Origin of the sequence: Desulfosporosinus metallidurans, from assembly GCF_001936615.1 — a bacterium.
GTDB classification, from domain to species: Bacteria; Bacillota; Desulfitobacteriia; order Desulfitobacteriales; family Desulfitobacteriaceae; genus Desulfosporosinus; species Desulfosporosinus metallidurans.
This window is the reverse complement of sequence record NZ_MLBF01000024.1, coordinates 35,941-60,516: the sequence shown is the minus strand read 5'-3', so window position 1 is coordinate 60,516 and position 24,576 is coordinate 35,941. Positions and strand designations below refer to the sequence as shown.

The window sequence follows — 24,576 nt, the reverse complement described above, 5'->3', positions numbered from 1 at the left end:
AGTTAATGATGTTGACGTTAATGGAAATGGCCCAAAAGGGTCAGGAAAAAGGCTTTTATTAAAAGGACTATATCTGCTGAAGTATAAAGCCGAATTAGTTAAATTAGTTTTTAGCAGCTCATAGAAATTAAACAATTTAATAGGATATATAATTTTGGGGTAGGGGGAGGTGTAGCCATTTTCAATGAAAATTAGACAAATGGGAGGATAACTCACAAAATAATTGAAATTTACAATAAGAGGCTGTAAAATTCATACAGAGGCTAAATAGACTATAATATATAACAAAAATGAAATATGGGGGTAAAAATGCACAAATTAGGTATTATGGGTGGAACTTTTGACCCAATCCATTATGGGCATCTAGTTGCTGCGGAAATGGCGAGGGGAGAGTTTAATCTAAATAAAGTGCTCTTTATCCCGACTGGGACCCCTCCTCATAAGAATCGAAGAGACATCTCAGCCGCAGAATTACGTTATGAGATGGTTGAACGGGCCATTCAGGATAATCTAGCTTTTGATAGTTCGGCCGTGGAAATTGAGAGAAAAGGCCCGTCTTACACTGTGGAAACATTACGGATTTTGCGCCGCGCTTGGCCAGACCATGAGCTTTATTTCATTACAGGTACGGATGCTCTGCGTGAGATTTTCTCTTGGCGTGAGGCCGCAGAAATTTTAACGCTGACTCATTTTATTGGTGCGGCCCGTCCTGGGTTTGAAGCGAGTGATTTTCTTCTTAAGGTCCAACATGAACACCCGGAAGCTCAGGGCAGGATTCATCATTTGGAGGTTCCGGCCTTAGCGATTTCTTCAACGGATATTCGCTCCCGCGTTAGGCATGGGCAACCCATTCGTTATCTTTTGCCTGAGCCCGTTCGCCTTTTTATTCAACAAAATGGGCTTTATGCCGGAAATTAGAAGGCACTTAATGGAATTCTAAAAAATTCACTCAGTTCGTTTAATTATCAATTGATACGTTCGCATACTCTGTCTGGATTTGATCATACTAAGAACGATCAATGAATCAATTCTGGACAAGAGGTGACAGTTATAATGACAACAACACTATATGTCGGCAATCTCCCGTGGAATACGACTGCGGACGAACTCGGTGAATTTTTTGGCAGTTATGGGCATGTGGAAAGCAGTCGGATTATTACCGACCGTGAAACCGGCCGTTCTAGGGGATTCGGTTTTATCGAGGTCGATGAAGCGGACGCGTCACGTATAGCTACAGAGCTAAATGGCAAAGATTATGGTGGACGACCTTTAACAGTCAATGAAGCCAAGCCGAAACAAATGTGAAATCTTTACAGACTGTTATGTCGGAGACCCTCGGACTGATTGTGGGGGGTCTCTTTGTGCGTTGGGAGGAAGTGTCTTTGCCCGTTCGCTAAATAATTTTTGCAGTTGAAGGGTTTAATTGGTACAATAGAACATTGAGAGAAAGTAAAGAGATAAAGGGGAGCGAGGAAAAAGTGGAATTACGAGAGGAAGATGTGCTGAATCTTGCGACTCGCGTTCTTTCGGAGGAGCGATTTAATCATATTTTGGCTGTCGCCGATCATGCTGTGAATTTGGCGAAACATCATGGATTAGATCCAGTCCAAGCACGGTGCGCTGGGTTAGCACATGATTTAGCCAAAGAACTCCCTATTAAGGATCAGTTAGATCTTGCTCGTCGTTGGAATTTGCTTCACTATCCTGAAGATGAACAAAGTCCTTATGTTTTACATGGACGTCTTTCGGCCTATTGGTTAGAACATTATTTTAAAGTAGGAGATTCCGACGTCTTGGCGGCTATTGCGAATCATACGTTGGGGAGACCTGGTATGTCCCATTTGGAAATGCTTATTTATAGTGCGGATCTAACGGAATCCAGTCGTGACTTTCCAAAAGTGGACAAGTTGCGCCAATCCTTGTATGATGATTTAGAAAAAGGCACGTTGGCATGTGTGAAACACACTTTAATATATTTGAGAGAAAGCAAACGTCCTATTCACCCCTTAACCGAATTGACCTATGAGGATTTGCAAAGGAGGATAAATGTTGGAACTTGATCAAAAAATGCTTAGTAAAGTGGTTAGTTTCGTTGAAGACAAAAAAGGTGGGGATATTTCCCTTCTGGATTTGAGGAGTATTTCGAAGGTTTCAGATTATTGCTTGATTGTGACAGGGAATACAACCACTCAGGTTAAAGCAATAACGGACCATTTGGAAGAAAAGCTGCCAGAAATCGGAGTTTCCGTTCTTCATCTTGAGGGATTACCAGCGGCCAAATGGGTTTTAATGGATTGCGGTGGCGATTTAGTGGTTCATATTATGACCCCGGATCAGCGCGAATTTTATCAGCTTGAGCGTCTCTGGAAAGATGCGGAAGTAGTCTCATTCGATACTAATGTGAATTAGTCTCTAGGGAGCAAGCCTCTCGTCCCTTTGGGACGGGGGGATTTTTGGCATATCTGGATGTAAACGTTTTTGGGGGTTCTCCCTTGACTTACATATCGTTAAGTAATAGTTTTGGGGTACATATGTGTAACTAGAAGTTACGGATTGAGGGTTTTCTATAATTTAAGGGGGAAGGGTCTATGCAAGAGAAATATTCATTTTCCGAGATCGAATCGAAGTGGCAGAAACACTGGGCGGAGAAAAAAGCCTATAAGACAGAGGAGAATTCCTCAAAGCCTAAGTATTACGCTCTGGCCATGTTTCCTTATCCTTCAGGAAATTTGCATATGGGGCATGTGCGTAACTATTCTATTGCTGACGTCATTGCTCGCTTCAAACGGATGAAAGGGTATAATGTGCTCCACCCCATCGGTTGGGATTCCTTTGGCTTGCCCGCAGAAAATGCTGCGATTAAGCACCAAACTCCTCCGGCAGACTGGACTTGGAAAAATATTGCGAACATGCGGCGTCAGCTGCAGGAGATGGGGCTTTCCTATGATTGGGACCGGGAAATGGCGACATGTCACCCGGGATACTATAAATGGACGCAGTGGTTGTTTTTAGAGTTTTACAAACATGGTCTGGTATATAAGAAGAAAGCTGCTGTGAACTGGTGTCCGTCCTGTAGCACGGTACTTGCCAATGAACAAGTCGTGGATGGTGCGTGTGAACGTTGTGATACCCTAGTGACAAAGAAAAACTTAGAGCAGTGGTTTTTTAAAATCACAGATTATGCGGATGTTTTGCTTGAAGATTTAGATAAGTTGCCGGGATGGCCTGAAAAGGTAAAAACCATGCAACGTAATTGGATTGGCCGCTCTGAAGGGGTGGAAGTTCAATTTGCTCTGGAAGAACGCTCGGAGAAGATTTCAGTTTACACTACCCGAGTTGACACTCTTTTTGGGGTGAGCTATGTCGTTTTAGCCCCGGAGCATCCACTTGTCCTTGAACTGGTCGGTGGGACGGAGTATGAAGCAAATGTGATGGCATTTATCACAAAAATGAATGGCCTTAATGAAATTGCACGAACATCCACTGACGCTGAAAAGGAAGGGCTGTTCATCGGGGCGTATTGCCTCAATCCGCTCAGTGGGGAAAAAGTGCCGATTTGGATTGCCAACTACGTTCTTTTAGAATATGGAACGGGGGCTGTCATGGGTGTGCCCGCTCACGACGAACGGGATTTTGAATTTGCAACGAAGTACAACTTAGAAATTAAAACGGTTGTTATGCCTCTAGGAAGCCCCTCGGAAGCGAAAGATCAGCCCCTTAAGGCAGCTTACACGGGAGAAGGGGTTATGGTTCATTCCGGTTCGTTTGACGGTTTAAAGAATGATGAGGGCTGGGAGAGGATTGCCGATGAAGCGGAGCGCCTTGGCGTAGGTCAACGAAAAGTTAATTTTCGGTTGCGTGACTGGCTCATTTCACGTCAACGTTATTGGGGTGCACCCATTCCAATGGTTTATTGTGAATCCTGTGGAACCGTACCGGTTCCGGACGAACAGTTGCCCGTAATGCTCCCGGCGGATGTTGTCTTTAAAGCTGGAGAAAACCCGCTAGCCACCTCGCCGTCGTTTATTGAAACAACCTGCCCGCAGTGTGGTGGGGATGCTCGGCGAGAGACGGATACGATGGATACGTTTGCTTGTTCTTCGTGGTATTTTCTTCGCTATACTGATCCTCGTAACACGGAGCTACCCTTTTCCAAAGCTGCCGTGGATCAATGGATGAATGTGGATCAGTACGTCGGTGGGGTGGAACATGCGATCCTACACCTCCTGTATGCGCGGTTTTTTACCAAGGCTTTACGAGATTTTGGATACATAAAGGTGGATGAACCCTTCCAAAACTTGCTTACGCAAGGGATGGTTTGTATGGATGGATCCAAAATGTCTAAATCCAAAGGGAATATTGTCAGTCCAGAAGTGATCATTGGAAAATATGGAGCAGATACCGCACGATTATTTATCCTGTTCGCTGCCCCCCCAGAGAGAGATTTGGAGTGGAGTGATCAAGGGGTTGAAGGGTGTTATCGTTTCCTCAATCGTGTTTGGCGGTTAGTTGCTGGAATTGCGTCCATTCAACAAGCGGGAGGATGGGGTTACCTCGACACTCTTAGTAAGGAAATGCGCCGCCATACTCACCTAGCCATTCAGAGGGTGACGACAGATATCGGAACTCGCTTTAATTTTAACACGGCGATTAGCACCATCATGGAATGGGTCAATGCCTTGTATATCTACAAGGAACAGCCAACGGCGGATGCTGCAGTCAGCCGGGAGGCGTTGGAGGGAATTCTTATCCTCCTTGCTCCTTTCGCTCCGCACATTACGGAAGAACTTTGGCGGGAAATTGGGCATACAGAGAGCATTCACCAACAGCCTTGGCCTGAGGTTGACGAAACCGCCCTTGTTCAAGATGAAGTGACTGTAATTCTCCAGGTCAATGGGAGAGTTCGTGACCGAATTCAAGTGTCCGCTGAACTATCAGCTGCAGAGTTGGAACCTATGGTACTTTCCCTGCCCAAAGTTAGTGAATGGACGAAAGGGAAAACGATTGTTAAAGTCATTACGGTTCCAGGTAAACTCGTTAACGTGGTTGTAAAGTAAGGGACTTGTGTGACACAGCGCTCGGTGTTACGACGCAGAGCAAACTAGCCGTTCAAGCTCCCGGCTATGGGGTGCGGGGTTCCCGCCAAATGCGCCGTCCTTGGCGCAGTTGGCGGCAGTGCACATCCGCTGGCCAAGGATGGCCGAGTGTCCCTGTAGCCAAGGATGGCGAGAAGGGACCTTGTGCACTGCCCCGTGTCTGGGGTCGGTCGCTTTCACGGAGTTTGCTAATCTGCTTACGTAAATACGTCGCGCTCGTGTCACACTGCGTCCCGGTCTTGGGTCGGAGGACGGAGAGATGGAATGACGGGAGATGGACCGTTTGGGTGGACGGTACACTTCGTGTGCACTGTCTGTATCTTAAATCGGGGATAGTAGAAGAATGGTAGGGACGGTTGTTGACTTGGAACAAAGTCAACAACCGTCCCTTTTTGCGTTCATCGAGACGGCACATTTCGTGTGCGCCATCTTGTATAGGGGTCGTTTATATTTTTAAGGGCAGGGGATTTTTTTAGGGGGGTTCAGCGGGTTGAGAATGCTTAGTTCATTCTGGAATATAGTTTAAGAGAGAGTGGGATCAGTAACGGGCTGTCATGTTGAAGATAATTGGCATGATCTGGAATATAGTATTAGAGAGCGTTAAAGAAGGGGTGTATTATTGTTGCAAAAAGTATATGTACTTGATTCCAGTGTGTTACTGCACGACCCTAATGCACTGTTTCAATTCCGTGATAACGATGTCGTTATTCCCTATGTAGTTTTAGAAGAAATAGAAAGTAAGAAACGACTTTTAGAGAATGTTGGTCGAGCTGCCCGGGAGGCAATCCGTCATCTTGATCGTTTACGAGGCAAGGGTCAACTTTCTCAGGGTGTTCTCTTGCCGGACGGAGGTAAGGTTCGGATTGAGTTAAATCATTATTCTAATGAAATTTTGCCGATAAACTCGGACCTGGCTTTGGCAGACAATCGGATTCTGGCGGTCACATTAAACTTGGCGCGTGAAGAAAAACGCACTGTTATTTTGGTTACCAAAGACATTGCCATGCGCGTCAAAGCGGACGCTTTGGGAATTTTGACTGAAGATTACAGTAATGATAAAGTAGTTCTCCCCCCGATCTTAGATGAGATCGTAATATTGACGCTTGAGGATACGGAGGTTGCCGCACTCTACCAAAATGAATATATTCCCTTAGAGGTTCCCATGCCACCGAACCGCTGCATAAAAGCAGTTATTAGTGATAACAGTGTCCTTCCCCTTGTTTCTTCTAAGGATGGGACGAGATTAGTCTATCAGATGGGGGGGGAATTTCGCTTCCTGGGATATTAGACCTAAGAATCTAGAACAGTCCTGGGCCTTGGAAATGCTCAACAATCCGGAGATTAAGTTGGTCAATTTGATGGGGCCAGCAGGCACAGGAAAGACGTTGCTGGCTTTGGCGAGCGGCTTAGAACAAACAGTTCATGCTGAAACTTATATTAGGATGCTTTGCGCTCGTCCGATTGTCCCTTTTGGTAAGGACATTGGGTTTCTTCCGGGGGAAAAGGATCAGAAAGTTCGCCCATATATGCAACCAATTTATGATAATCTCGAGTATTTGCTTCGTCCACGCCGGGAAAAGGAACGTGAAAGGAGCGGTGATGCTTTGATTGACAGTGCCATTGATCTTTTAGTCAAGAAGAGGCAACTTGAAATTGAAGTGCTCACCTACATCCGGGGCAGAAGTATTCCTCACCAGTTTATGATTATTGATGAGGCTCAGAACCTTTCAGTGCACGAAATTAAGACGATTATTACCCGTGCTGGTGAGGGCACAAAGATTGTGCTTTGCGGAGATCTGGATCAAATTGATCATCCTTATCTGGACAAAGAAAGTAATGGGCTTGCGTATGTTGCTTCGCGCCTGAATGGACAATCTTTTTACGGCCAGGTCCGACTAATTCATGGGGAGCGAAGTGAACTTGCAACGCAGACCGCTCAGTTGTTGTAACTTGTGTGACACAGCGCTCAGTGTTACGACGCAGAGAAGGACTTGTGTAACACAGCGCTCGGTACTACGACGCAGAGCAAACTAACCGTTCAAGCTCCCGTCTTTGGGAGCGGGGTTCCCGCCAAATGCGCCGTCCTTGGCGCAGTTGGCGGCAGTGCACCTCCTTGTGCACTGCCCCGTGTCTGGGGTCGGTCGCTTTAACGGAAGTTTGCTAATCTGCTTACGTAAATACGTCGCGCTCGTGTCACACTGCGTCCTAGGCTTGGGTCGGGGAACGGAAGACGGGAGATGGAGCGTTTGGGGGGATGGCACACTTCGTGTGCACCGTCTACATGCAAATCGGGGACAGTCCTTGACTTGTATTCAACTTTAACTGCCCCGTATTTGGGGTCGGTCGTTTTCATGCAAGTAGGTGCAAGTCGGGGGTGCAAGTCGGGGACGGTTCTCGGACTTGCATCACATATGCTCGCATCCGAACATATGAATTAAATTTCTCACTATATTCAGGAGACAGTGGTCTGTACAATGGTCAGAGAATGTGACGAAGGGATTTGAAAAGAAAAGGAGGCCAAAGTTTGTTGAGTTAAGCAAGGATATTATGCAAGTCAGGAACCGTCCCCAATACTTGCATATCCAGTTACTTGAAACTACCAGATCCGACAGGATAAACAGGATTTCGCAGCAGGAAAAAGAAGGAATAGAGCGAAATCAGAACTAATCACTCTACGATAAGAGATGCAAGCCTGTTTGGATAAGCTTAATAAATAGAAAGGGAGTAACTGCGAATGGAACGTAAGCTGCGCTATGCTTGGTGGCTTGTGCTCGTGGGTCTCGTGATTTTTGCAATTTGGAAACTATTTTTGCCCCATGGAGCTAATGCCTATCTTCAAAAAACGGTTACAAGCCGAGAAATCGTTGTTTACGTTGCCGGAGCAGTAGAGAAACCAGGGCTTGTTCATTTAGCCCCGGATGCCCGCTTAGATGATGCTCTAAAGCAGGTTCATCCTTTACAGGAGGCTAACGTAGATAGTATGAATCCTGCCGAAAAACTTAAGGATGGACAAAAGGTTTCGGTTCCGTATAAGAGCCTCCCTCTTCCCGCGATCTCTACAGGAGTTGGAAGTTCATCAAGTGTCGTGAGTAGTACCGCAAATAATACTGGGTCAACGAAGGGGATCGGTACCGGAACGGTTAGCGTTGAATCGATAAACTCTGGAAGCACTAGTCCAGTAACGGCTGGTGGGAAAATTAATATTAATACCGCTGGAGAGGTGGAACTGGACAAGCTGTCTGGAGTTGGACCGGCATTAGCGGGACACATTATTCAATATCGGACGGAACATGGACCATTTGCACGCCCTGAAGACTTGCAAAATGTTTCCGGAATTGGAGCTAAAACTTATGAGAAGATGGCTTCTCAAGTGACGGTTACCCCATGAAAGATACCTGGATTCGACGATCGGCAGCCCTGTTGATAGGGGGAATGGTTGGCGCATATTTGCCAGAACCAACACGAATCTGGGGTTTAGCGTTTCTTGTTCTGATAGGGGTACGCCTTGTTTTATGGCGGCCCCGTGATTTTTTTGGTAGAGTGTTTCGGCCTGAGATTGTTTTACTGGGTGCAAGTCTCTTATTTGGCTTTGTGTACGGTGCTTTAGCGGACCGAACATTGCCAGAGCCCCTCATCTTGGATCATGTAGAGATTGTGGGTCTTTTACAAGACTGGAATATGTTAGAGGATAAGGCAGTTGGGACACTGCGCGTCGAGAAAGTGGAACCAGGCGCCGACACGCAGAAGAACCTCAGCAATACTCAGGCTGATCTTAGGCAAGAACTTAAGGGTCAGACTTATCGCCTGACTGTTTATGCTAATAAATTGGGGGAGATTCCTGGAGAGTGGAAACGGGTTCAATCCGGGGATCATGTGAGTTTTCAAGCGCGCTTGGAAAGACCAAAGCTGGTGGGTACTCCGGGTGCGTTTGACCTGCGCCTTTATTATGGGGTTAGAGGGTTAAGCGGCACTTTGAATGCGAAAGGGGATGCTGTGCTCACTTCTGTGGGGGAACCCAGTCTAACCTGGAAGATTCGCCAGCAAGTCCGAAGTCAGCTAGAGGGGTGGGATCCGAAGGAAACTGGAGTTTTAGAGGGGATCTTCTTCGGAGATTCTAGCCGTATTCCGGAGCAGGTCCAAGAGCGCTACAAGGTCACGGGCGTGCTACACGTCTTTGCGGCTTCGGGGTCAAATGTTGCCTTTGTACTTGCACTTTCCTGGATGCTTCTAAGTTTATTATCTCAGCGAATTCGAATTAGTGGAACGATTTTAGTATTGCTACTCTATGCTGCGCTTTGTGGAGGTAATGCCCCGATTATCAGAGCGACTGTTTTGGGAATTGCGGTTTTACTGGGGCGTTTGGGGCGGGGACAAGTGGCCACGTTGCGTTGGTTGTTTTTTGCTGCGGCAGGCCTATTTATCCAGAACCCTTTAATCATTCAGGATCTTGGTTTTCAACTTTCTTTTGCAGCCGCCTGGGGCATTGTTGTACTTACCCCCCGGATTCTCAAGAGAGCGTTGTTTGAACGCATCCCCACCCTATTTCGTTTCGCTGTTGCTGGCACTTTAGCGGCGCAAGTGGCTACACTTCCGCTTTTGATCTCTGCGTTTCATCGGTTGTCGTTGATTGGATTTTTTGCAAATGTCTTTATCCTTTTTATCTTGGGTAGTGTGCTCGAAGTGGGTCTTATCGGGGTAGTCCTTTCTTTTTCAGGGTTCCTGTCTGCTCCTTTGTTTCAGGTTAGCTTATGGCTTTTAGCTGGAACAAATGGGATGTTAAAGGTGTTGGCTGAATTACCTTACGCTGATGTTTGGGTTTTAAACCCAGGACCCCTCTTTTGGCTGATTTGGTACGGGGGTATAGGTACTGTTCTGTGGGGAAAAGAGCGCGTGCTTTTTATAGTCAAAGTGAGGATGCTCCATTTTGGTAGTGGGTCAAAAATAATGGCTGGGAAGATCGTTGAACAATGTCCTGCGGGAATTCGTCGCACTGCACAAGGGTTAATGGTGGAGATCTCCAGTAGTAGTTCAATGTTTAGACATGGATTATTGGCTCGCTTGGGTGGTGCTCTACTTATTTTTCTTTTGCTATGGAGTCCATGGAATTCCCAGAACGATCTGGAAGTAGTGATGATTGATGTGGGGCAAGGGGATGCAATTTTAATCCAAACGCCCAAGAAACATGCTATTTTACTAGATGCGGGTCCGCGCAGTGAACGTTTTGATGTTGGAGAGCGTATTGTTCTGCCTTACTTATTGGAAAGAGGAATTCGGCATTTGGATGCTCTGCTGATTACCCATGAGCATCAGGATCATATCGGGGGAGTCCGTGCGGTGCTCGCTAATATTCCCACAGATTGGGTTGGGGTCCCTGCTGTGGGAGCTCGACTGGAAAATGAAGAATGGAAGGACGGGCTTCCTTTTGAACTAACTCAGTATTCAGAGGGTTTGAGCATGCTTCAGGCAGGAGATCGGATCGATCTAGACTCAGGAGCCTGGCTGGAGGTGCTGGGGCCGCATCAGGTTCTTACTGGGACGCATTCGGACCAGAACAATAACTCTTTAGTTCTCAAGCTTCATTACCTAGGGCAAAGCGTCATGCTAACAGCGGATATGGAGCAAGAAGAAATGGAGGAGATCGCTGAGACGGGCGTAGATTTAGAAACTGACCTTTTTAAGGAACCCCACCATGGGAGTCGATTTTCACTGGATAGACCCTGGCTGGATGGGATACATCCCCAAGCAGTATGGATTTCAGTGGGGAAAAATACGTTTGGTCATCCTTCGCCGGAAGTATTGGGGTATTGGGAAGAACGTCACATCCCGGTTTTTAGGACGGACGAAAACGGAACACTGAATTTTTTGATCGGAGAACGCGGGATGGAAATCGTCACGGGTCGGCAATCTATTCCTCGTTATTAGAAATCACTATAATTATTACCATTAATTATTATCTGAATGTATAAAAAGGAAATATTGGGTAACAATAGCAAGGAACATCTCTTTTCTCCTCCTCTTTCTTTTGCCCCTTCACGATCCAAGGACCGTGGGGGGTCTTTTTATTTGTGGGATCTCTCATAATGAAAAGGGGGAATGTACGGGAAAGTATCATCTATGAATACGTATGAGGCAGTTACGGGGAAATCAGTAGTGTGATAGAATAAGAAATAGTGTCTTCTGTTCAGTTTTAGTTCATCGAACGAATACTAGGAGGTGGATTGAGATGCGTGAAATCGAACGAATTAAGGAAAGCGTAGCGAAGGGAAAAATTCCAGCCGTTTATTTGTGGTATGGGGAGGACCGCTTCTTAATTCAAGAGGCTTTGAAAGTCCTTAAGTCGTTCTATTTCATGACGGATCCTTCTGGAAGTGGAATAGAAGTGGTTTCCGCTAAGGAGTTGTCTCCCGCCACCATTGTAGAGCGAGCCAATACCATGTCTTTCTTCGCCAACCGCCTCGTGGTCGTTGAAGAGGTGACCTATTTTCAGGACGGGCAAACGGCAGATTTAGAACCGTTTCTTGACTACTTTTCCAACCCCAACCCCTCGACGTGTCTCCTATTTATGGCCGAAAGCGTACATAAGGGAAGAAAGTTTTATAAGATGCTCGCTAAAGGTGGGGAGATCTTAGAATTTTGTGCTCCGAAACGACCGCAGGAATGGATAGCTTGGGTTCAGTTGGAGTTAAAAGCTCGGGGAAAATCTATGGACACTCAGGCAGCCTACCAATTTATCGAATGGGTAGGACATCATACCGGTGTTTTAAGCCAAGAATTAGATAAACTCGTGATTTTCACAGAGGGGCGCCAAACGATAACAACTGATGACATTAAGACGATCTCCACCCGTACGATTGAGGCAAGCGTCTTTGATCTTTTGGATGCGGTGGCTAATCGATCCTCCGCAAAGGCCTTAGGAACTTTGCACGAGGTTTTGTTGGAAGAGCATCCCTTGAAGGTCTTGACGCTGCTCGTCCGTCAAGTCCGGCTTCTTCTGGGCTGTAATGCCCTGCGCAGGCGTGGTGGAAATGTGGTCGAGGCCCCGTCCTTGTTAGGAATCTCACCCTTTGAAGCGCAGAAAATCTGGCAACAATCTGTAAAGTTATCTACTGAACAATTATCTAAGGCGTTGTCTGAGTGCTTAAAGACTGATTTGGCATTAAAAACCAGTGGCGGGGATCCGGGACTCTTGTTGGAAATGATGATTATTAGGTTTTGTGGATGAATTGATAAAAAGGAACAAAAAAAAAGAAAGCGGAATTCGCTTTCTTTTTTTGTATTCATTTTTTACCCAACTTGGGCAAAATGCTTACTGAATCTTTTAGTAAGCCGGGACTTTTTGCGAGCTGCTAAGTTCTTATGAATCAAACCCTTGGAGGAGGCTTTATCCAAAGCACGAGTAGCCTTTTTCAAAGCGAGTGCTGCAGTCTCTGAATCCGTTGTGACTGATTCTTCAAAACGGCGAATCGTCGTTCGTAAGAAAGATTTCGCAGCAGCATTCTTAATCATGCGAGCTTTTCCCAACTCAACTCTTTTAATGGCGGATTTAATGTTTGGCACTAATAGTCACCTCCTTTGGTAATGGTATTCCTCGATTGTACACAAACTATATTTTAACATTAGGATTCGTAATTATCAAGGGAATTCAGAACGAAAATGATATATTAATAAATTTCGTTGATATTGTTTAAACTAAGACTGTAGTTTAAGGACGCTCTAGAAATAAAGTGATCCTCAATAAAATGATTGGAGGTCTTACAATGTTAGGAATGATCGTGCGGTTTATCGTTTCAGCTGTGGTTCTGCTTCTGGTTAGTTATATCGTTCCGGGACTTCGGGTGGCTGGTTTTACTGGAGCGTTGATCGCCGCCGTGGTGATCGCTTTACTTGGTTATGTTATAGAAAGGGCGTTTGGAAACAAAATTACTCGCATGGGACGGGGTTCGATCGGATTTATCACGGCCGCTGTCGTGATTTATTTAAGCCAGTTTATCGTTCCTGGTTCTATTTCAGTTTCCATTATTGGTGCTTTGTTGGCATCCCTGGTCATTGGAATTGTCGATAGTTTTGTTCCAACGACGCTTCGTTAGCCTATTAGATAAGAGCCAGAATTGATTAGGAGTCCTTAAGCTTCTAAAAATATTTTAGATTAAAAACGAATTTGTTAAGTTCTACCTTGGACTTGTCCCTCATACTTCTTCAATAAAGAGGAAGGGGGATAAGTCCTTTGCTACGGGAAGATTTTTATCAACGCCAAAAAAAACATTTGCGGATGTGGAGATTGAAAGAATCGTTTCGAGGATTTCTTCTTGGCCTAGTCAGTATTCTCATTGTCTTGGGCTTAGCTTACGCTCTCCAAAGCGGAAGTTCTCGTCAACTTGTGGGGCTTCTGGCTCAACAGTCGTTCCCATTTGAGTCCATTTTGATGGAAGGGGTTCCAGGATACTCTCAGCCAGAGCGTCCTCGCTTGGATTTAACAAGGAACCAAGGAGCGGCGGTTGGTATGTTTTTATTAACGGGTGTGAATGTTGCAGACCCTCGAACGTTCTTTCTAAGCTACTTTTCCCCTCCTCCACAAGGTCCGGTATGGTTAGGTTGGGCTTATAATCCCAATGATCCGGAGTTTGAAGGTCCAATTCTTGAGCCAATCGAAAGTGGCACGCCAAAACCTTCAGGGAATACGGTTGTGGCTCCTCCGTCGGTACCAGTTCCCGGGGCAAAAGGGATTCTAGTGGGAATTTATAATACGCATAATAGTGAGAGCTATGCAGGGGATGGAGGTCCTGAACGGCGACAGGGAGAAAATGGAGATGTCGTTACGGTCGGGGAAACATTAAAAAAAGCCCTTGAACAAAATGGCATCGGTGCAGTCCACTCGTTGCAAATACATGATGCTGTGGATTTCATGAAAGCGTATGGGTCTTCTGTAAATACAGCAACCCAAATGACCAAAGATTATCCCAATCTGAAGGTTTTAATAGATGTTCATAGAGATGGGTTTCCACCTGGGGTGCCAAAGTCGACGATTACGGTAAAGGGACAAAAGGTCAGCCAGGTGTTGGTGGTTATCGGCAAGAAGAATCCGCACTGGCAAAAGAACGAGGCTTTAGCCAAAGAACTTATGGCATTAGGGGAAAAGAAATATCCAGGGCTTTTTTCAACGAATATTAGTTATGCAGCCGATGCGCGGTATAACCAACACCTGTCTGATGGCGGGTTGTTGTTGGAGTTTGGTAGCCAAGTAAATACGCTCGCTGAGGCCAATGGCTCGGCAGAAGCTGTGGCAGAGATTTTGGCCGAATGGTTGAAACGATGAGTGAGGTTGCTCTAGCTTTTATCGTCTCGCAAAAAATGCTATAATGCGGAAGGTAGATTAGGACGATGGGGAGAAGGGATTAGCTCGATGTCATCAACCAACCGCACTCTTGTGAAAGCGGCCGGATTTTTAATGGCGGCCCAATTGGCATCACGTATATTAGGCTTTTTGCGAGAATCACTGATGGCTGGTTTCTTTGGTCAGGGTAGTACCACGGATGCCTATAATACAGCATTCGTTCTTCCAGATTTATTATATTGGTTACTCGTGGGTGGGGTTTTAAGCGCTGCTTTTATACCTGTCCTTTCCGAATATATTGCTAAAGGAAAAGAGGAGGAGGGTTGGCGTGTCGTCAGCTCGGTTGTAAATTTAATCTTCCTCACGCTTGGTTTGTTGATCTTTGTGGGACTGATTTTTACTCCCCAGTTTCTCCGTTTGATGGTTCCAGGGTTTGTTAAGACCGGAAATATAGGCCTCGCGACCAACTTGACTCGAATTCTTTTGATCCAACCGCTGTTTATGGCCTTAAGTGGTTTGACGATGGGTGTCCTGAATTCTTATAAGATTTTCTGGCCTTCTGCTTTAGGGACAGTGCTCTATAATGCGTCGGTTATCTTTTTTGGGACGATTTTAGCAAATCCGGCAAAACCTAATAGTATTTCTGGATTTGCTTTTGGGGTTGTTGTGGGAGCGTTTGTAAGCTTTGCAGTGCAAATCCCTTCTTTGAGGAAAGTGGGGGTGCGTTACTACCCGATTATTGACTGGCACAATCCCGGTGTTCGCCGGATCGGGGCTCTTGCTGTGCCCATTATCATCAGTTATTCCTTAAATCAAATTCAGGTCGTGGTCAATAATAACTTCGGGTCATCTTTGCTTCCGGGGAGCATCACTGCCGTATGGTATTCTTATCGACTTTTCCAATTGCCGGTGGGAATTTTCGCATTAGCTATTGCAGTAGCTACTTTTCCTACGATGACAGAACAAGCGGCTTTGAAGCACTGGGATAAACTTCGCCAAACGATATCACAGGCCGTTCGCATGGTAATTTTTATCACTCTGCCGATTTCGGTCGGTATGATCGTTTTGCGCTACCCTCTTATACGCGTCTTGTTTCAACATGGGCATTTTACCGCCCAAGATACCTTGACCACGGCGATACCTTTGTTTTATTTTGCTCTTGGGATTTCTTCGCAGTCCGTAATTCAAATTCTTCCTAGGGCTTTTTATGCACTTCAGGATACTTGGACTCCAGTTATTCTGGGGATTATTTCCATGGCCATCAATATTTTGGCTATGGTTTTATTAGTTCATCCTCTCGCTCACGGGGGATTGGCTTTTGCTACGACCATTGCTGCTTTCGCGAATATGCTGTTATTGTTTTACGTGTTGCGCGGGCGTTTAGGACGAATTGACGGCTGGGCCATGTTTTGGACAAGCGTAAAATCCTTAGTTGCGTCCCTTTTCATGGCGTTTGTGATTTGGGTGTGGAGTGGATGGTTGACCCCGTTGATTGGTATCCGCACGATGGCTTCGGTGATTATACTAGTTACTGGAACAGTAATTGGAGTTTTGGTATTTGCTGGGATGGCAAAACTTTTGAGAATGGAAGAGTTTACGCAGACGATGGGTTTGGTGCAACGAAAGATTGGAACGCGGTAGTGGTCCCGCCATGGATATTATTTAGTAGCTGAAATGTAATGGGCTTGATATCGAGCAAAATGATGTTCGATTTATATAAAGCGAAATAATACTGTATTATGATCGATAGGGGCGATTTTACATAGTGACAAATGACAAATTGTAAGGTACTATAGTCAATAATACTTAGTTGAACATTTGGGTGTCAAACATCGGGTGTTAAACATTCGGCAACGAAGCCGTCAAGATATCTTTTCGATATCTGGCGGCTTTTTCTGTACCAATCAGAAAGTATAAATTTCAGGTGGCATAAGTGCAACTAAGGCGACCGCCTTCGCGCTAGCCAAGTTTTCTTTATTTGTTATTTGAAAGGGAGGGGACGCTTTGCAAGATCCTAAAACGGTTAAAAAAGGGCGACCTTCCTTGGAACGGTCCGCAATACGTCTAGCCTTGACAGAGACAAGAGAAGATGAGGATAAGCTTAAGAGATTCCTTCTCGAAGCGTATGATATGCGTAGTGGTGTGACGGAACTCGGAGGAACTGAAACAAATCTTCAACATACCGGAAAATTAACGAATTCGGTCATTGCAACAGCCTTTAACACTGGTGTCATCCCAAAAGAGGCTCGGAAGATTCACGCATTGATACATGCGACCTTGGAAGCCAGCAACAGTATTTTTATTCATAACAATAGTAATGCCAGTTATGTTCTGAAGATTGGTTTAACGACAGACACAGAATGGATTGCTGTAGCAATTTATGGACGTTCTTCCCTTCATCCCCTATTAGAACATGCTCGGGTAGGATTGGGATTTATGCATCTTTGATTAGAGCAAGATTAAGAGTGTCAAAGTGATTAGTGTGGTTTAGTGTTTAGAGTGATAGAGTGCAAAGTGATATAGATTTCTTTGAGAAAAGTATAATTTCATAACCGGGCACCAAATCTATGGATGATTTGGAGCGGAAAAGTGTTTTAGAGAGCCCTTAATTAATCAAAATTAAGGGCTCTCTCTCTTTTTCTTTAATACCAGTCAGAAGTGTAACCTTAGCAAGGTTTTCCTTATAACGATTGAGGGAGGTGATGCGATGGCGTTTTATTCAAGCCCATGTGAAATTACTTTTTGGATCGTCCCTTCTCGCCATCACGGCGCCTTGCCATCCTTGGCGGCGCTCTAACCTCGAACGTCCTGTTCGAGTCATGGCTACAGGGACACTAGGCCATCACGACGCTTTGCCATCACGACACCTAGCCATCCATGGCGGTGTTCTAACCTCGAACATCCTTGTTCGAGTCTTGGCAGCGCTCTAATCTCAAACGTCCTGTTTGAGTCATGGCCAGCGTATATTGACCCAAAATTGAAGGAGGATGAACTATATGAAAATGATTAGAGCAATTGTAAGGCCAGATAAAACGGAGATCGTGGCTGAGGCCTTAGCACAAGCAGGAATGCCATCGCTGACAAAAATGCATGTCTTTGGTCGCGGTAGGACAAAGGGTATTCGGATCGGTGACGTAGTTTATGATGAGTTTCCTAAGACACTGCTTCTTTTGGTTATTGAAGATGAAAAGCTGGATGAAGCTATTTCGGTAATTCTCGAAAGTGCCAAAACTGGAACTATGGGCGATGGCAAGATCTTTGTGACCGAAGTCGAAGAAGCGTACACCGTGAGTAAAGGGACAAAGGGGTTGTAGAAATGAAGGAAATAATGACTTTTATTCGACGCCACAAAGTACCTGACACAAAGAAGGCTTTTGAGGACGCAGGTTATCCTGCTCTGACGATTCAAAGTGTTGAGGGTCGCGGGAAACAAGGCGGAATCGGAGGATGGGCCGCTGAAGTTGACCCGGAATTGAATGCCGTCATGAGTGTAGAACTAGCTGATGATACTAAATTTAATTGGATACCTAAACGGTTGTTAACGATTGTGGTGCAGGATGATCAAGTTGAAGAAGTGGTCGATGTGATTATTAAAGCTAATCAGACCGGGCACATGGGCGATGGTAAAATCTTTGTAATACCCTTAAAAGAGGTTGTTCGCGTTCGCACCGGGGAAACCGGAAAAGAAGCTGTTATTTAGATTTATTTGATATAGAGGAGATGTATTGACATGAGGCAAATCGCAATTTATGGCAAAGGCGGTATTGGAAAATCAACGACAACCCAAAATACGGTCGTAGCTCTGGCTGAAATGGGGAGAAAAGTTACTATTGTAGGCTGTGACCCTAAAGCAGACTCCACTCGCTTGATTCTGCACAGTAAGGCGCAAACGACCGTCATGGACTTGGCCCGCGAAAGAGGGACCGTTGAAGATTTAGAGCTGGATGAGGTTCTGGTCGAAGGGTATTTGAACGTTCGTTGTGCAGAGTCTGGGGGTCCAGAACCGGGGGTCGGGTGTGCTGGTAGAGGGGTTATTACAGCTATCAACTTTTTAGAAGAAAACGGGGCGTATACAGCAGATACGGATTATGTCTTCTACGATGTTTTAGGTGATGTGGTTTGCGGTGGGTTTGCAATGCCGATTCGTGAAAATAAAGCTAAGGAAATTTATATTGTAACTTCTGGTGAAATGATGGCTATGTATGCAGCCAACAATATTTCAAAAGGAATTTTAAAGTACGCGCAAACTGGGACTGTTCGTCTAGGGGGCTTGATCTGTAACAGTCGTCAAACAGATAAAGAAAACGAATTAATCGAGGCCTTGGCCAAATCCTTAAATACTCAAATGATTCACTTTATGCCTCGGGATAATGAGGTGCAACGCGCTGAAGTGCGTAAAATGACCGTTATTGAATATAACTCAACCCATAAACAGGCAGATGAGTATCGAGCCTTGGCCAAAAAAATTGAGAATAACACCATGATGACCATCCCGACTCCGCTTTCCATGGATGCCTTGGAAGATTTAATGATGGAATTCGGGATTCTGGATATGTAATGTCGATCAGCCATTGAGATATGAGGGAGGACAGCGTTATGAGCACAAAAGAGATAGTAGATTTCCGGAAACAAGTCGTGGAAGACGTTTTGGAGATTTATCCAGAAAAGGCCAAAAAGAATCGGAGACAACATATTGCGGTCAAAGATAGTGAGTGTGCAAGTTGCGCAGTTAAATCCAATGCGAAAACAGTCCCTGGTATCATGACCGCACGGGGATGTGCCTACGCAGGGGCTAAAGGGGTTGTTTGGGGTCCGGTCAAGGATGTCGTGCATATTTCCCATGGACCCGTCGGGTGTGGTTATTATTCTTGGGGTAATCGCCGGAATTTAGCAGAAGGCGAAATCGGCGTTGACAACTTTGTACCTTTTTTATTCACCTCGGACTTCCAGGAAAGCGATATCATTTACGGTGGGGACAAAAAGCTGGAGAAAATCATCCACGAGGTTGTTGATCTTTTCCCGAATGCCAAAGGAGTTTCTGTTCTTTCGGAGTGCCCTGTCGGACTGATTGGAGATGACATTGAAAGTGTCGCTCGCCGCATGAGTGAAAAACTTGAACTTCCAGTCATTCCGGTTCGATGTGAAGGGTTTAGGGGAATAAGCCAGTCCCTTGGCCATCATATTGCTAATGATGCTATTCGGGATCATCTTTTAGGTAAAGGTCCAGCTAGAGAAATTGGACCGTACGATATCGGAATTATCGGCGATTATAATATTGGCGGAGATGCTTGGGCCAGTAAAAAAATTCTGGAAGAAATGGGTTTAAAGGTTGTCAATATTTGGACGGGCGACTCCACGATGGAAATGTTGCAGAACGGACATCTTGTCAAGATTAATTTAATCCACTGTTTCAGAAGTATGAATTACATTGCTAAACATATGGAAGAAACTTATGGAACCCCCTGGATGGAATTCAACTTTTTCGGACCGACTAAAATTAAGGAGTCAATTCTTAAAATAGCAGCTCAATTTGATGAAAGCATCATGGAGAAAGCCTTAAAAGTGATCGAGAAATATGAACCACAGATGCAAAAAGTGATCGAGAAATATCGTCCACGTTTAGATGGAAAAACCGTTATGCTTTATGTAGGAGGCCTTCGCCCGAGGCATATTGTGGGAGCTTATGAAGATTTGGGCATGGAGGTTATCGGAACGGGTTACGAATTTGCTCACAATGAGGATTACGAGAAAACCATTCCTGCCTTAAAAGAGGGAACGTTGATTTATGACGATGTGACAGCTTTAGAGCTCGAAGAGTTCGTAAAGAAGCTAAAACCTGATTTAGTGGGATCGGGGATCAAAGAAAAGTATGTCTTTGAGAAAATGGGTCTTCCCTTCCGTCAAATGCATTCTTGGGACTATTCGGGCCCTTACCACGGATACGAAGGATTCCCGATTTTTGCTAAGGATATGGATATGGCCATTAACAGCCCGACTTGGAAATCAATCAAAGCCCCTTGGACAAAATAAATTGGGCAGAAAGGATGTCGCACATGGATACTTGTACTAAGGTAACAAAAGAGTGGCTAAATACTCAAGAATACCGAGATAAGAATTTTGCCCGTGAAAAGTTGGTCATCAATCCTGCCAAAGCTTGCCAACCCCTTGGCGCCTTGTTTTGTGCCTTAGGAATTGAAGGAAGCCTCCCGTTTGTTCATGGTTCTCAAGGATGCGCTGCCTATTTTCGCAGTACCTTATCCCGCCATTACAGGGAACCTGTCGCAGCAGTATCTGATTCTATGACTGAGGATTCTGCGGTATTCGGCGGACAGTCTAATCTTATTGAAGGTTTGAAGAATGCTAATGCACTTTATAGCCCCAAAGTGATCGCTATGTTCACGAGCTGTATGGCTGAAGTCATTGGGGACGATATCAAGGCTTATTTAGGTAATGCAAAAGAACAAGAGGCGATTCCCCAAGATCTTCCGGTTGCCTTGGCTAACACCCCGAGCTTTAAGGGGTCTCATATAACAGGGTATGACACTATGCTCAAAGGTCTCATCGAGTGTTTAGCCACGCCTAGACAGGCGGATAAAATCAACGACCGACTTTATGTTGTCCCGGGTTTTGACACTTATACCGCGAATCTTCGTGAATATAAACGACTTCTTAAAGTTATGGATACGCCTTATACCCTTTTACCTGACCAGAGTGATGTTCTGGATGCTCCTAATTTGGGCACCTACGAATTGTACCCTGGGGGGACACCCATTACAGAAATGAACGATGCTCTAAACGCTGCAAGTTTCTTATGCCTACAGACTTACTCGACTCCGACAACCCGTAAATATCTGGCCAGTAAGGAAGTTCCGGTCGAAGCGATTTCCATGCCCATCGGGATTGCGGGCACGGACAAATTCATAGAATCCGTTGCCAAATTCACGGGGAAAGAGGTACCAGAGGAAATTACCCTTGAACGGGGACGTTCCATCGATGCCATGACGGATGCCCATCAATATATTCATGGCAAGAAATTTGCACTGTTTGGTGACCCGGATGTTCTGATAGGAGTCGTCTCATTTCTGCTTGAAATGGGAGGAGAACCAGTTCATATCGTTTGCACAAATTCCACCCCGTTATTTAAGAAAGCCATGGAAAGTTTGCTGGCGTCAAATCCTTATGGTCAAGGAGCCACACTTTATGCCGGCAAAGACCTTTGGCACCTGAGATCCCTCTTGGTTACGGAACCAGTGGATATGTTAATCGGCGACTCCCATGGTAAGTGGGCTGCACGTGACGCCAACATTCCGCTTGTCAGAGTAGGGTTCCCCATCACGGATCGGGTGAATCTCCACCGTTATCCAATCATTGGCTATTCCGGTGTTATTAATTTAATCACCATGATCGTGAATACGTTTTTGGAGGAGAAAGATAGGACTTCCACAGACACATACTTTGAAATGATGCGTTAAAGAATGGAGGGGTCTTTGTGTTCACCAATCTTACAAAGCTGGATCTCAAAGATAAACAGTGCATGTCAGATGCCGGTTCGCCTAAATTATGCATGAAGGCCCTGCCCGGCGAAGGCGCAGAGCGAAGTTGCGCTTATGACGGGGCACGAGTTGTGCTCATGCCCATTACGGACGCTGCTCACCTTGTTCATGGACCGATTGCCTGTGCTGGAAACTCTTGGGATAACCGAGGAGCTCGCTCCTCCGGTTCCCAGCTGTTCCGACGGGGACTGACCACAGACATCATGGAAAATGATGTAATCTATGGCGGAGAGAACAAGCTGAAAGAGTCGATCATGGAAATTGCTGTCAGACATAATCCAAAAGCAATTTTTGTCTACGCAACCTGTGTCTCCTCACTTATAGGAGATGACGTCGACAAGGTTTGCAAAGAAGCGGAAGCAGAACTGACGATTCGGGTGATTCCCGTCAATTGCCCAGGATTTTTGGGGGACAAAAATATTGGCAATCGTATTGCAGGGGAAGTCTTATTTGAGCGGGTTATAGGTACCGGGGAGGGTTCTGACGAGAAAATTCCCCTAGCCATTAACCTAATCGGGGAGTATAACATCGCCGGAGATCTTTGGGGTGTTATACCAGACTTAAAAAACCTAGGGATCACACTTCAAACGGCCATTACCGGGGATGCCAAATTCGATGACTTGCGTTCAGCCCACAGGGCAAGCCTTAATGTGCTTATCTGTTCCAAAAGTCTAACCAATTTAGTCAGGAAAATGGAAATACGCTATGGGATACCTTTTATGGAGGGGTCGTTTTACGGGATTCATGACACCTCTGAAACGTTGATCAATATCGCCAAAGCACTGGGTGATCCTGATTTGTTGGAGAGAACCTTAGTCTATGTTCAAATGAAGGAAGACGAGACACGAAAAATCATTGCAGGATACAAAAAGTTACTTGAGAATAAACAGGCCATCTTGTTTACGGGCGGTGTTAAAACCTGGTCTATGGTGTCTACCTTGGCTGAATTAGGGATCAATATTTTAGCTGGAGGAACTCAAAACTCCACACCGGAGGATTTCCAGCGCATGAAAGAACTGATGGATCCTTCAGCCCAAATCATCGAAGACACAAGTTCCGCAGGCTTTCTCAAGATTATTGCGGAGAAAAAACCGGATCTTATCGTCGCCGGAGGAAAAACGAAATATCTAGCCCATAAAACAAGAACACCCTTTTTAGATATTAACCACGGTCGTAAACTACCTTATGCCGGTTATCAGGGGATGGTTACGTTTGCAGAGACTTTAACGCGTACGCTGCTTAGTCCTGTTTGGGGGCTTTTAAGACGGGAATTTCCCCCGAAGGAGGGTGAACAAGATGACTAAAACGAGACATTATGAGGGAAACCCGCAGAAAAATAGCCCTGCTCTAGGGGCGACTCTTGCCTACCTCGGCGTCAATGGACTTTTAGCCTTACTCCATGGTTCTCAGGGGTGTTCCTCGTTCATTCGGTTACAGCTTTCCAGGCACTATAAGGAACCAATTCCCCTTAATTCAACAGCGTTATTAGAAGACTCGGTCATTTTTGGCGGCTGGGAACATCTTAAAAAAGGAATTGCTGTGGCAGCTGATAAATATAAGCCGCAAATCATAGGAGTGATGAGTACAGGTTTAACCGAAACCTTTGGAGACGACATGGTGAGCGCACTGTCCAGCCTTCGCTCAGAAAGACCGGATTTAAACGATATGCCTGTTGTATTGGCAAGTACGCCGGACTATATCGGTTCAATGCAAGAAGGTTATCAGCGGACGGTAGAGGCTCTGCTTACGACGTTGGCCGGCCATTCAACCAATACATTTGAACAAGCTTATTCTGAGGAAGCCCCTTCTGTCGTGTTGCTGCCTGGTTGTCATTTAACCCCAGGCGATGTAGATGAGCTAAAAGAGATCGTTATGGAATTCGGATTTAGGCCTATTACAATTCCTGATCTTTCAATTTCTCTGGATGGGCATGCCGAGCTGGAAGCTGCCCCGGTAGTTCAGGGAGGAACGTTACTCGAAGATTTTCAGCGTTTGGCAAAATGCAGTGCTTGTTTATCGTTTGGACTAAGTATGGAAAAAGCGGGAGAAATACTCAAGCAAACGCATGAAATCCCTCATTTCAACTTTCCTTCCTTAACAGGGCTCGCAGCAACAGATACGTTCATTTTAACTCTGGCTAAGATATCGGGTAAGTCGATACCGGAGAAGCTGCTCCGGCAAAGAAGTCGATTGCTGGATACGCTAGCCGACTTTCACGACCAACTTGGCGGTCTAAAGATTGCCATAGCCTTGGAGATGGATCTGCTGTATAGTCTAGCCTCCTGCTTAGTTGAGGTGGGTGCTGAGCTTTCTGTAGCCTTGGCGGCATCCCAAGCTGGTATCCACAAACTGTCCCTACCTATCCCTATCGAAGTGGGTGATCTGGAAACACTTGAGGAACGAGCAGGTAAGAGTACGTTAATTATTGCCAATTCGAACGGTCGCCAAGCTGCAGGGTTGCTAAAACTCCCGCATTTAAGAGCAGGATTGCCAGTCTTTGACCGTGCAGGCTATCCACAAAAACACTGGATTGGCTATGAAGGTACTCAACAATTTTTCTTTGATACATTAAATTCAGTAGGTTAGGAGTGAACAG

At 45.5% G+C, this 24,576-nt stretch carries 22 protein-coding genes and 1 pseudogene; 21 read left to right on the top strand and 2 right to left on the bottom strand.

The window, feature by feature from the left end; translation table 11 throughout:
* Positions 1-309: 309 nt before the first annotated feature.
* The 5 genes from nadD to leuS all read left to right on the top strand — a co-directional run bounded on the left by nadD (position 310) and on the right by leuS (position 5,057).
* Positions 310-918 (top strand): nicotinate-nucleotide adenylyltransferase, encoded by a 609-nt coding sequence (nadD, locus tag DSOL_RS14840; RefSeq protein ID WP_235838839.1) that lies wholly within the window; start codon positions 310-312, stop codon positions 916-918.
* A 135-nt stretch (positions 919-1,053) separates the two neighbouring features.
* Complete coding sequence (locus DSOL_RS14835; RefSeq protein WP_075365605.1) at positions 1,054-1,305, top strand: RNA recognition motif domain-containing protein; 252 nt, start codon at positions 1,054-1,056, stop codon at positions 1,303-1,305.
* 173 nt (positions 1,306-1,478) lie between these two features.
* Positions 1,479-2,060, top strand: coding sequence for a bis(5'-nucleosyl)-tetraphosphatase (symmetrical) YqeK (yqeK, locus tag DSOL_RS14830; protein ID WP_075365612.1), 582 nt, complete (start codon positions 1,479-1,481; stop codon positions 2,058-2,060).
* Complete coding sequence (gene rsfS, locus DSOL_RS14825; protein ID WP_075365604.1) at positions 2,047-2,409, top strand: ribosome silencing factor; 363 nt, start codon at positions 2,047-2,049, stop codon at positions 2,407-2,409. Before yqeK ends, rsfS begins: the two co-directional genes overlap by 14 nt.
* 179 nt (positions 2,410-2,588) lie before the next feature.
* A complete protein-coding gene (gene leuS, locus DSOL_RS14820) occupies positions 2,589-5,057 on the top strand; it encodes a leucine--tRNA ligase (RefSeq protein WP_075365603.1) in 2,469 nt (822 codons plus the stop codon).
* 64 nt (positions 5,058-5,121) lie between these two features.
* Here leuS and DSOL_RS27985 read toward each other — a convergent pair whose 3' ends face one another.
* The gene (locus DSOL_RS27985) at positions 5,122-5,511 is read right to left on the bottom strand and encodes a hypothetical protein (RefSeq protein ID WP_170871518.1); all 390 of its coding nucleotides are present in this window, start codon (positions 5,509-5,511) and stop codon (positions 5,122-5,124) included.
* 207 nt (positions 5,512-5,718) lie between these two features.
* Between DSOL_RS27985 and DSOL_RS29745 the strand changes: the two are divergent.
* From DSOL_RS29745 to holA, 4 genes and pseudogenes are all read left to right on the top strand, one after another.
* Positions 5,719-7,045, top strand: a pseudogene (locus DSOL_RS29745) (PhoH family protein).
* Between the two features lie 785 nt (positions 7,046-7,830).
* Complete coding sequence (locus DSOL_RS14805; RefSeq protein WP_075365601.1) at positions 7,831-8,484, top strand: ComEA family DNA-binding protein; 654 nt, start codon at positions 7,831-7,833, stop codon at positions 8,482-8,484.
* Positions 8,481-11,018 (top strand): DNA internalization-related competence protein ComEC/Rec2, encoded by a 2,538-nt coding sequence (locus tag DSOL_RS14800; RefSeq protein WP_075365600.1) that lies wholly within the window; start codon positions 8,481-8,483, stop codon positions 11,016-11,018. The genes DSOL_RS14805 and DSOL_RS14800 overlap by 4 nt, the downstream gene beginning before the upstream one ends.
* A 301-nt stretch (positions 11,019-11,319) precedes the next feature.
* On the top strand, positions 11,320-12,318 hold the full coding sequence (holA, locus tag DSOL_RS14795; protein ID WP_075365599.1) for a DNA polymerase III subunit delta: 999 nt from the start codon (positions 11,320-11,322) through the stop codon (positions 12,316-12,318).
* Positions 12,319-12,380: 62 nt separating this feature from the next.
* Here holA and rpsT read toward each other — a convergent pair whose 3' ends face one another.
* Positions 12,381-12,653 carry a 30S ribosomal protein S20 gene (rpsT, locus tag DSOL_RS14790; RefSeq protein WP_075365598.1) on the bottom strand — a complete coding sequence of 91 codons (273 nt, stop codon included), beginning with the start codon at positions 12,651-12,653 and terminating at the stop codon, positions 12,381-12,383.
* Between the two features lie 200 nt (positions 12,654-12,853).
* Between rpsT and DSOL_RS14785 the strand changes: the two genes are divergently transcribed.
* From DSOL_RS14785 to nifN, 12 genes are all read left to right on the top strand, one after another.
* Complete coding sequence (locus tag DSOL_RS14785) at positions 12,854-13,183, top strand: phage holin family protein (protein WP_075365597.1); 330 nt, start codon at positions 12,854-12,856, stop codon at positions 13,181-13,183.
* Between the two features lie 137 nt (positions 13,184-13,320).
* Positions 13,321-14,409, top strand: coding sequence for a stage II sporulation protein P (spoIIP, locus tag DSOL_RS14780; protein WP_075365596.1), 1,089 nt, complete (start codon positions 13,321-13,323; stop codon positions 14,407-14,409).
* An 87-nt stretch (positions 14,410-14,496) separates the two neighbouring features.
* Positions 14,497-16,068 (top strand): murein biosynthesis integral membrane protein MurJ, encoded by a 1,572-nt coding sequence (murJ, locus tag DSOL_RS14775; RefSeq protein ID WP_075365595.1) that lies wholly within the window; start codon positions 14,497-14,499, stop codon positions 16,066-16,068.
* Positions 16,069-16,431: 363 nt separating this feature from the next.
* The gene (locus tag DSOL_RS14770) at positions 16,432-16,875 is read left to right on the top strand and encodes a HutP family protein (RefSeq protein ID WP_075365594.1); all 444 of its coding nucleotides are present in this window, start codon (positions 16,432-16,434) and stop codon (positions 16,873-16,875) included.
* A gap of 254 nt (positions 16,876-17,129) precedes the next feature.
* Entirely contained in the window at positions 17,130-17,357 is a 228-nt protein-coding gene (locus tag DSOL_RS27355; RefSeq protein ID WP_139314486.1) for a hypothetical protein, read from the top strand.
* Between the two features lie 66 nt (positions 17,358-17,423).
* Positions 17,424-17,741 (top strand): P-II family nitrogen regulator, encoded by a 318-nt coding sequence (locus DSOL_RS14765; RefSeq protein WP_075365593.1) that lies wholly within the window; start codon positions 17,424-17,426, stop codon positions 17,739-17,741.
* Positions 17,742-17,743: 2 nt separating this feature from the next.
* Positions 17,744-18,127: a P-II family nitrogen regulator gene (locus DSOL_RS14760; protein WP_075365592.1), complete on the top strand. Its 384-nt coding sequence runs from the start codon at positions 17,744-17,746 to the stop codon at positions 18,125-18,127.
* Between the two features lie 30 nt (positions 18,128-18,157).
* Positions 18,158-18,985 carry a nitrogenase iron protein gene (gene nifH / locus DSOL_RS14755; protein WP_075365591.1) on the top strand — a complete coding sequence of 276 codons (828 nt, stop codon included), beginning with the start codon at positions 18,158-18,160 and terminating at the stop codon, positions 18,983-18,985.
* A 38-nt stretch (positions 18,986-19,023) separates the two neighbouring features.
* Positions 19,024-20,457, top strand: coding sequence for a nitrogenase molybdenum-iron protein alpha chain (nifD, locus tag DSOL_RS14750; protein ID WP_083642616.1), 1,434 nt, complete (start codon positions 19,024-19,026; stop codon positions 20,455-20,457).
* Between the two features lie 14 nt (positions 20,458-20,471).
* The gene (nifK, locus tag DSOL_RS14745; protein WP_075365611.1) at positions 20,472-21,899 is read left to right on the top strand and encodes a nitrogenase molybdenum-iron protein subunit beta; all 1,428 of its coding nucleotides are present in this window, start codon (positions 20,472-20,474) and stop codon (positions 21,897-21,899) included.
* Positions 21,900-21,916: 17 nt separating this feature from the next.
* Positions 21,917-23,284 carry a nitrogenase iron-molybdenum cofactor biosynthesis protein NifE gene (gene nifE, locus DSOL_RS14740; RefSeq protein ID WP_075365589.1) on the top strand — a complete coding sequence of 456 codons (1,368 nt, stop codon included), beginning with the start codon at positions 21,917-21,919 and terminating at the stop codon, positions 23,282-23,284.
* Positions 23,277-24,566 carry a nitrogenase iron-molybdenum cofactor biosynthesis protein NifN gene (nifN, locus tag DSOL_RS14735; RefSeq protein WP_075365588.1) on the top strand — a complete coding sequence of 430 codons (1,290 nt, stop codon included), beginning with the start codon at positions 23,277-23,279 and terminating at the stop codon, positions 24,564-24,566. Before nifE ends, nifN begins: the two co-directional genes overlap by 8 nt.
* Positions 24,567-24,576: the final 10 nt, after the last annotated feature.

Excerpts from the sequence above, each read along its gene's own strand:
- nadD (WP_235838839.1), top strand. The coding sequence starts at position 310 with ATGCACAAATTAGGTATTATGGGTGGAACTTTTGACCCAATCCATTAT.
- DSOL_RS14835 (WP_075365605.1), top strand. The coding sequence starts at position 1,054 with ATGACAACAACACTATATGTCGGCAATCTCCCGTGGAATACGACTGCG.
- rsfS (WP_075365604.1), top strand. The coding sequence starts at position 2,047 with ATGTTGGAACTTGATCAAAAAATGCTTAGTAAAGTGGTTAGTTTCGTT.
- leuS (WP_075365603.1), top strand. The coding sequence starts at position 2,589 with ATGCAAGAGAAATATTCATTTTCCGAGATCGAATCGAAGTGGCAGAAA.
- DSOL_RS27985 (WP_170871518.1), bottom strand. The coding sequence starts at position 5,511 with ATGTGCCGTCTCGATGAACGCAAAAAGGGACGGTTGTTGACTTTGTTC.
- DSOL_RS14805 (WP_075365601.1), top strand. The coding sequence starts at position 7,831 with ATGGAACGTAAGCTGCGCTATGCTTGGTGGCTTGTGCTCGTGGGTCTC.
- DSOL_RS14800 (WP_075365600.1), top strand. The coding sequence starts at position 8,481 with ATGAAAGATACCTGGATTCGACGATCGGCAGCCCTGTTGATAGGGGGA.
- holA (WP_075365599.1), top strand. The coding sequence starts at position 11,320 with ATGCGTGAAATCGAACGAATTAAGGAAAGCGTAGCGAAGGGAAAAATT.
- DSOL_RS14785 (WP_075365597.1), top strand. The coding sequence starts at position 12,854 with ATGTTAGGAATGATCGTGCGGTTTATCGTTTCAGCTGTGGTTCTGCTT.
- murJ (WP_075365595.1), top strand. The coding sequence starts at position 14,497 with ATGTCATCAACCAACCGCACTCTTGTGAAAGCGGCCGGATTTTTAATG.
- DSOL_RS27355 (WP_139314486.1), top strand. The coding sequence starts at position 17,130 with ATGCGATGGCGTTTTATTCAAGCCCATGTGAAATTACTTTTTGGATCG.
- DSOL_RS14765 (WP_075365593.1), top strand. The coding sequence starts at position 17,424 with ATGAAAATGATTAGAGCAATTGTAAGGCCAGATAAAACGGAGATCGTG.
- DSOL_RS14760 (WP_075365592.1), top strand. The coding sequence starts at position 17,744 with ATGAAGGAAATAATGACTTTTATTCGACGCCACAAAGTACCTGACACA.
- nifH (WP_075365591.1), top strand. The coding sequence starts at position 18,158 with ATGAGGCAAATCGCAATTTATGGCAAAGGCGGTATTGGAAAATCAACG.
- nifD (WP_083642616.1), top strand. The coding sequence starts at position 19,024 with ATGAGCACAAAAGAGATAGTAGATTTCCGGAAACAAGTCGTGGAAGAC.
- nifK (WP_075365611.1), top strand. The coding sequence starts at position 20,472 with ATGTCGCACATGGATACTTGTACTAAGGTAACAAAAGAGTGGCTAAAT.
- nifN (WP_075365588.1), top strand. The coding sequence starts at position 23,277 with ATGACTAAAACGAGACATTATGAGGGAAACCCGCAGAAAAATAGCCCT.